At 68.7% G+C, this 7,244-nt stretch carries 6 protein-coding genes; 2 read left to right on the top strand and 4 right to left on the bottom strand.

The window, feature by feature from the left end:
* Positions 1–382 precede the first annotated feature (382 nt).
* Positions 383–1,594 (bottom strand): tyrosine--tRNA ligase, encoded by a 1,212-nt coding sequence (tyrS, locus tag ACJ7VY_RS01030; RefSeq protein ID WP_409476178.1) that lies wholly within the window; start codon positions 1,592–1,594, stop codon positions 383–385.
* A 163-nt stretch (positions 1,595–1,757) separates the two neighbouring features.
* Between tyrS and ACJ7VY_RS01025 the strand changes: the two genes are divergently transcribed.
* Positions 1,758–3,212 carry a peptidoglycan DD-metalloendopeptidase family protein gene (locus ACJ7VY_RS01025; RefSeq protein ID WP_409476177.1) on the top strand — a complete coding sequence of 485 codons (1,455 nt, stop codon included), beginning with the start codon at positions 1,758–1,760 and terminating at the stop codon, positions 3,210–3,212.
* Positions 3,213–3,285: 73 nt separating this feature from the next.
* Positions 3,286–4,410 (top strand): anhydro-N-acetylmuramic acid kinase, encoded by a 1,125-nt coding sequence (locus ACJ7VY_RS01020; RefSeq protein ID WP_240213114.1) that lies wholly within the window; start codon positions 3,286–3,288, stop codon positions 4,408–4,410.
* 208 nt (positions 4,411–4,618) lie between these two features.
* Here the strand turns inward: ACJ7VY_RS01020 and ACJ7VY_RS01015 are convergent, their stop codons facing one another.
* The 3 genes from ACJ7VY_RS01015 to ACJ7VY_RS01005 form a co-directional block, all read right to left on the bottom strand.
* Positions 4,619–4,849 carry a hypothetical protein gene (locus tag ACJ7VY_RS01015; protein WP_054662598.1) on the bottom strand — a complete coding sequence of 77 codons (231 nt, stop codon included), beginning with the start codon at positions 4,847–4,849 and terminating at the stop codon, positions 4,619–4,621.
* Positions 4,850–4,962: 113 nt separating this feature from the next.
* Positions 4,963–6,339 (bottom strand): AmpG family muropeptide MFS transporter, encoded by a 1,377-nt coding sequence (locus ACJ7VY_RS01010; RefSeq protein WP_240213115.1) that lies wholly within the window; start codon positions 6,337–6,339, stop codon positions 4,963–4,965.
* A complete protein-coding gene (locus tag ACJ7VY_RS01005; protein ID WP_240213116.1) occupies positions 6,336–7,136 on the bottom strand; it encodes an exodeoxyribonuclease III in 801 nt (266 codons plus the stop codon). Before ACJ7VY_RS01005 ends, ACJ7VY_RS01010 begins: the two co-directional genes overlap by 4 nt.
* Positions 7,137–7,244 lie beyond the last annotated feature (108 nt).

Below are 7,244 nucleotides of genomic sequence, written 5' to 3'. Positions count from 1 at the left end.
CGCATACTTTCAAAGAACTTCGGAATCGGCCTCAGCGCCTTCTTCCTTAGTGCCCGACGTTTCCGTCCGAGCGAGCCGCCCATTATAGCCGGCTTTTCCGCTTCGTCAACACCTCGTTTCGAGGTCCGACTCCGCCGCTCCAACCGCAAACCCGAGGGCTTTTCGTCGAAGCGAGCCGCCTATTATGGCAGCCTTTTCGTTGCCGTCAACACCTGCGTGAGGGTGACTTCAACTTCCTGCCTTCGCTGCCAACCACCGGCCGGCGGCGAAGGAGCGGAAGTATGCAACCTGTTTCAGGTTTTGGGAAGAGGCAAATACACATCACCTGCACATCCCGCACCCCGTGGACGGGTACGCCGCCACGGGGCCATGAACTACGGGGTCAGGCAGCAACCAGCAACACCCGCGCGAACGTGCGCTTGCCCACCTGCAGCAGGCCTTCGAAGCCCGGCTGCAGGACCGTCTGCGCATCCTCGACCACCTGGCCGTCCACCTTGACCGCGCGCTCCTTGAGCTTGCGCGAGGCTTCCGAGTTGCTGGGCGTCAGGCCGGCGGCGGTCAGCAGCGCGCCGATGCGCAGGCCGTCGGCCGGCACCTTCACTTCCTGCAACGGCAGCTGGGTGATGTCGCCCTGCCCGGTCACCGCCGCATTCCAGCCGGCAATCGCCTGCTCGGCGGCGGCCGCATCGTGGAAGCGCGTGGCCAGTTCGCGCGCCAGGCTCAGCTTGATCTCGCGCGGGTTGATTGCGCCGGCGTCGACATCGGCGCGCAGCTGGCTGGCCTCGGCAATGGAGATGTCGAAGCTGAGCAGATCGATCCAGCGCCACATGAGGGTGTCGTCGATCTTCATGGTCTTGGTGACGATGTCGATCGCCGGTTCGCTGATACCAATGTAGTTGCCCAGCGACTTGGACATCTTGTTGACCCCGTCCAGACCCTCCAGCAGCGGCATGGTCAACACGATCTGCGGCTTCTGGCCGTAGTGCTCCTGCAGGCCGCGGCCCATCAGCAGGTTGAACTTCTGGTCGGTGCCGCCGAGCTCGACGTCCGCTTCCAGCGCCACCGAGTCGTAGCCCTGGACCAGCGGGTAGAGGAATTCGTGGATGGCGATCGACTGCTGGGCGGCGTAGCGCTTGGCGAAGTCGTCGCGCTCGAGCATGCGCGCCACCGTGTGCTGGCCGGCCAGGCGGATCATGTCGGCCGCGCCCATCTTGCCGAACCATTCGGAATTGAAGCGGACCTCGGTACGCGCGCGGTCGAGCACCTTGAACACCTGCTCCTCGTAGGTGCGGGCATTGGCCAGCACGTCTTCGCGGGACAGCGGCTTGCGGGTGACGTTCTTGCCCGAGGGGTCGCCGATCATGCCGGTGAAGTCGCCGATCAGGAAGATCACCTGGTGCCCGAGATCCTGGAACTGGCGCAGCTTGTTGAGCAGCACGGTGTGGCCCAGGTGCAGGTCCGGGGCGGTGGGGTCGAAGCCGGCCTTGACCCGCAGCGGACGGCCGCTTTCCAGACGCTGGCGCAGTTCATCCACCTTGAGGATTTCATCGGCACCGCGGCCGATCAGGGCAAGGGCTTCATCAATCGAGGACACGCTAGAACTCCCGGCTTCGCCGTCAGACATGAATGTGTTAAGTGCAGGTTAACCGCCCAATTCATCAAAAAGCCATGCGGCTCAATGGTTTGACGCGGTATTGAAGGGTGACTATGTTACCCGCGTTTGGGCCCGCGATCCGGGCCGTCCAGAGAACCCAGCGATGTCCCAACCCGATCACGGCCAGGCGCGCAAACAGCGCTTTCAGGAACGACTCCACGTCCTCCACGACACCGCCCTGCATCGGAAGTTGAAGCAACACCTCCCGGCCGCGTTCAACGAACGCTGGACCCGGCGCCACTGGATCCACGCCAGCCTGTTCGCGACCATCGGCGCGCTGGCGGCGACGATCGTGCCGGGCTTCTCCAATGCCATCGACGCGCCCCTGCCGTCGGCGCACGCGACCCTGGCCCTGCCACTGCCGCCGCTGTCGCTGGCCCGGCGCAGCGAAACCCCGGGCGACAGCTGGCAGATCCTGCGGGTGGAACGCGGCCAGACCCTGAGCGACCTGTTCGAGATCGCCGGGGTGCCGGCGACGGTGATGCACCGGCTGCTGGACCACCCGGGTACCCGCGAGGCGCTGACCCGGCTGCGGCCGGGGGCCGAGATCGCCTTCGACCTGCCGGTCAACGGCCAGCTGCGCACGATCCGCTTCGACCGCGACCCCAGCCACCGCGTGGAGTTGACCCTGCAGGGCAACCAGGTCCGCGAGAAGGTGCTGGAGCGCGCGACCACCACCCGCACCGTGGTCGCCAGCGGCGAGATCCGCAGCTCGCTCTATGCCTCGGCCCTGAAGGCCGGGCTGTCGCCCTCGGCCATCAACACGATGACCGACGAGATCTTCAAGTACGACATCGACTTCTCCAAGGACGTGCAGCCGGGCGACCGCTTCAGCGTGGTCATGGACGAGACCTGGCGCGAGGGCGAGCGCATCGACACCAGCAAGATCCTGGCCGCCACCTTCAGCACCGGCGGCAAGACCTATACCGGGTTCCGATTCGAGCGCGGCGGCAAGTCCGAGTACTTCGACCTCAACGGCCGGCCGCTGAAGAAGAGCTTCATCCGCATGCCGATTCCGTTCGCGCGGCTGAGCTCCACCTTCGGCTCGCGCCGCCATCCGATCCTCGGCACCATGCGCATGCACAAGGGCGTGGACTATGCCGCCGGCACCGGCACCCCGATCATGGCCGCCGGCGACGCCCGCGTGCAGTTCGCCGGTACCCAGCGCGGCTATGGCAACGTGGTGATCCTCGACCACGGCCGCGGCTACACCACGCTGTACGGGCACATGTCGCGCTTCGGCAAGATCCGCACCGGCCAGCGCGTGAACCAGGGCACGGTGATCGGTTATGTCGGCTCCACCGGCATGGCGACCGGCCCGCACCTGCACTACGAATTCCGGGTCAACGGCCAGCACCGCAACCCACTGTCGGTGACCATGCCGCCGCCGGAGCCGCTGAAGGGCGCCGAGCTGGCCGCGTTCCGCGCCCAGACCGCGCCGGCGATGGCGCGCATCCAGGGCATGGAAGAGCTGATGTACGCCGATGCCGGCAAGGACAAGCCCACGGTCACGGCCAGTGCCGCGCCCCCCGTGGCGGCCGGCAACAAGCGCGGCTGAGCCGCGCCGCCGCGTTGACGACAGGGGCAGGGAGCCTTGAAGCTTCCCTGCCCTTTTCGTTTCTGGCCCCGGCATGACCTCCATCGATCCGCAGCTGCCGTTGTTCCTCGGCCTGATGTCCGGCACCAGCGCCGACGGCATCGACGCCGCGCTGGTGCAGTTCCCGGCTGAAGGCGGCTGCCGGTTCGTGCACGGGCATACCTGCGACTGGCCGGCGCGGACCCGCGAGGCACTGGTGGCGTTGGGACAGGGCGCCGAGCCGGCATCACTGGATGCGCTCGGGCAACTGGACGCCGAAGTCGGCATCGCCTTCGCCGCCGCCGCCAATGGCCTGCTGGAGCGGGCCGGGATCAGCCGCGCGCAGGTGCGGGCGATCGGGTCGCACGGGCAGACCATCCGCCATCGCCCCACGGCGCTGCCTGCCTTCACCTGGCAGATCGGCGACGCCCACCGCATCGCCGAGCTGACCGGGATCACCACGGTGGCCGATTTCCGCCGCCGCGACGTGGCCGCCGGCGGCCACGGCGCGCCGCTGATGCCGGCCTTCCACCTGGCAATGCTCGGCAACAGCGGCGAGGACCGGGCGGTCCTCAACCTGGGCGGCATCGCCAACCTGAGCCTGCTGGCGCGCGACGGCAGCCTGCGCGGGTTCGACACCGGCCCGGCCAATGCGCTGCTGGATGGCTGGTGCCAGCGCCACCTCGGCGCCGCGTTCGATGCCGATGGCGCCTTCGCCGCCACTGGCCGGGTGGACGAGGCGCTGCTGGCGCGGTTGCTGGACGATGCCTGGTTCGCGCTGCCGCCGCCCAAGAGCACCGGCCGTGAACAGTTCCACCTGGACTGGGTGGACGCGCGGATCGGCGACGCGCCGCTGGCGCCGGCCGATGTGCAGGCCACCCTGGCCGAACTCACCGCCGCCACCGTCACCGATGCGCTGCGGGCGCACCTGCCCGGCGCACGCCGGCTGCTGGTATGCGGCGGCGGCGTCCATAATCCCCACCTGCTGCGGCGCATCGCCGCGCGGCTGCCGGGGGTGGAGGTGGTCTCCAGCGCCGCGCATGGGCTCGACCCGGACTACATGGAAGCGATGGGCTTCGCCTGGCTGGCACGCGAAGCCCTGGCCGGACGCCCGGGCAACCTGCCCAGCGTCAGCGGCGCGCGCGGGCCGCGGATCCTGGGCGCGATCCACCCGGCGTGAAACCTTGGGGCGCAGCCCCGAAAATCGCCCGCACGGATGCTGGGGTGCCGGGCGTCCACCTGCTCTGCCCGTTGTCGTAGCTGCCGGGCTCGCCCGGCACGGTTTGCCTGGCATGTCGCATGCGGGGCAAGCCCCGCATCTACGGCGAGCCGCGTTTGCCTGAAGCCGGGGCATCGGGGCGCAGCCCTGGCCCGTGCCGGGCATGCACTCAACCGAATTCGGCGCCGGCGGGCAACGCCTGCAGGGCATGGATGGCCTCGGACAGCACGTCCACCTCCGGGTTCTCGAAGCCGTGGCTCATCTCGTGCTCGCCGGCGAACAAACCCTGTTCGAGCAGCACCAGGCAGGTATGTTCGCGGGTCCAGCCACGCGCCACCGCGAGGCGGCGGATGCGTTCAAGCAGCAGCGGGTCGACATCCCGCAAGATCACGTCGGCCATGTCATTCCGCCAGCAGTCCGGCGGATCCCCCCGCGGGCATCATCGACGACGCGGCGCCCGGTTTCAACGGCGGGCGGAACGCGGCTCGCGCGATCCACCCGCCCGCGGCGCATTCAGCCGGACGTGGTGGCCTTGCGCGCCTGCATCGCCGCGAGCGCCACGCACAGCAGCAGCACCGGTATCGCCAGCAGCGCGGTGCCGACGAAGAACAGCGCGTAGCCCTCCAGCAGGGTGCGGCCCTGCGCCAGGTATTGCACGGTCATGCCCGACAGGCCCTTGAGCGCCTTGCCCGGCATCGCGTAGAACGAGCTGAGCAACGCATATTGGGTCGCGGTGTAGCCGATGCTGGTCAGGCTGGACATGTAGGCGATCAGGGCGGTGCCGGCGAAGCCGCTGGACAGGTTGTCCACCGCCATGGCGATGGCGAACTCCAGCTTGCCCGGGCCGACGTAGGCCATCCATGCGAACGCCAGGTTCGAGCAGGGGCCAAGCACCGCGCCGACCAGCAGCGCCGCCATCACCCCCCAGCGCACCGAGATCACCCCGGCCAGGGCGATGCCGAAGAATGTGGCCACCAGGCCGACCGAGCCGCGCACCGCGCCCACCGTGTCCTCGTCCAGGCCGAGGTCGACGTAGAACGGGTTGGCCATGGGGCCCATCACGAAGTCGGCCATGCGGTAGATGCTGATCGCCGCCAGAATCAGCAGCGCGCCGCTGCGGTACTCGCGGAAGAACATCACGAACGGTCCGATCACCGCGTCGAACAGGCCGCGCGGGGTCCACAGCCGGGCGGCCTGGTCGTGCACGGCGAGCACCGCCCGCGCCGGTTCGCGCGCCAGCAGCACCGCGGCCACGCCCAGTCCCATCAGCGCCGCCATGATCTCGTAGGACACCTGCCAGCCCACGCGCGCGGCGATGATCAGGATCAGCGCGTCGGTGACCAGCAGCGCGGTGCGGTAGCCCAGCGCCGAGGAGGCGGTCAGCAGGCCGAGCTGCTCGCTGCTGCTGGCGCTCTCGATGCGCCAGGCGTCGATGACGATGTCCTGGGTGGCCGAGGCGAACGCCACCACGGTGGCCAGCACCCCGAACACGAGCAGGTGCTCCACCGACAGGCCAAGCACCAGTATGTTGCCGCCCTTGGGCTGCACCAGCGCCATGCCGACCAGGGCCAGGCCGGCGAACAGCTGCGACAGCAGCATCCAGCCGCGGCGGCGCCCGAACACCCGCCCCAGCACCGGCACGTCGGTCTTGTCGACGATCGGCGCCCACAGGAACTTCATCGAGTACGCCAGGCCCACCCAGGACAGGAAGCCGATGGTGTCCAGCTCGATGCCTTCCTTGCGCATCCAGAAGCCGAGCGTATTGCCGACCAGGTAGATCGGCAGGCCGGAACTGAAGCCCAGCAGCAGCATCGCCAGCACCTTGCGCTGGCGCAGGTTGCCCATCACCTCCCGCCAGCCCTGGCGGCGCTTCGGCGCGGCCTCGCTCACAGGTCGTAGTCCACGCTGAACGGGGCGTGGTCGGAGAAGCGCTCGTCGCGGTAGATCGAGCAGCCGCGCAGGCGCCCGCGCAGGCCGGGGGTGACCAGCTGGTAGTCGATGCGCCAACCGACGTTGTTGGCGCGCGCCGCGCCCCGGTTGCTCCACCACGTGTAGTCCTGCCCCTGCGGGTGCAGCACGCGATAGGCGTCCACCCAGCCGCGGCCGGCGCCCGGGTCATGCTCCCCGGGCAGGTCGGCGCACAGGCCGTTGAGCCAGTCGCGCTCCTCGGGCAGGCAGCCCGAATTCTTCTGGTTGGACTTCCAGTTCCTGATGTCCAGGGCGGTGCGCACGATGTTCCAGTCCCCGCACAGCACGTAGTCGCGGCCGCTGGCCAGCCACTGGTCGAGGATCGGCCGCAGCCATTCCATCACCTCGAACTTGAAGCCCTGGCGCAGCTCGCCCGACGAGCCGGACGGGATATAGAAGGAGACCACGCTCAGGTTGCCGAAGCGGGCCTCGATGTAGCGGCCCTCGTCGTCGAACGGGGCCCAGCCCAGCTCGGTGCGGACCTCGTCCGGCTCGCGCCGGCTCCAGATCGCCACCCCGCTGTAGCCTTTCTTGGTGATGGCGTCACGGTAGAAACAGTGGTGGCCATCGGGGCGGAACAGCGGGTCGGACAGCTGCGACTCCTGCGCCTTGGTCTCCTGGATGCACAGCACGTCGGCCTGCTGGCCGGCGAACCAGGCGCCGAAGCCCTTGGTGGTGGCCGAACGGATGCCGTTGGCGTTGAAACTGATGATGCGCATGGGAAACCGCTGACAGGCCCGGGACGGCACAGCATACCGCCCGCGCCAGCATTCCCCGAAGCCATGCTTTACCCTAGGCGCCTTCAATAGACGACAGAAAAGCGCATT

Source organism: Stenotrophomonas sp. Y-13, from assembly GCF_046267925.1.
GTDB classification, from domain to species: Bacteria; Pseudomonadota; Gammaproteobacteria; order Xanthomonadales; family Xanthomonadaceae; genus Stenotrophomonas; species Stenotrophomonas acidaminiphila_A.
Note: the sequence above shows the minus strand (reverse complement) of the source record. Positions and strands in the feature narration are given on the sequence as shown.

What these genes read in the sequence shown, in the direction of transcription:
- ACJ7VY_RS01025 (WP_409476177.1), top strand. Translation starts at nt 1,758, where the DNA reads ATGTCCCAACCCGATCACGGCCAGGCGCGCAAACAGCGCTTTCAGGAA.
- ACJ7VY_RS01020 (WP_240213114.1), top strand. Translation starts at nt 3,286, where the DNA reads ATGACCTCCATCGATCCGCAGCTGCCGTTGTTCCTCGGCCTGATGTCC.
- ACJ7VY_RS01015 (WP_054662598.1), bottom strand. Translation starts at nt 4,849, where the DNA reads ATGGCCGACGTGATCTTGCGGGATGTCGACCCGCTGCTGCTTGAACGC.
- ACJ7VY_RS01005 (WP_240213116.1), bottom strand. Translation starts at nt 7,136, where the DNA reads ATGCGCATCATCAGTTTCAACGCCAACGGCATCCGTTCGGCCACCACC.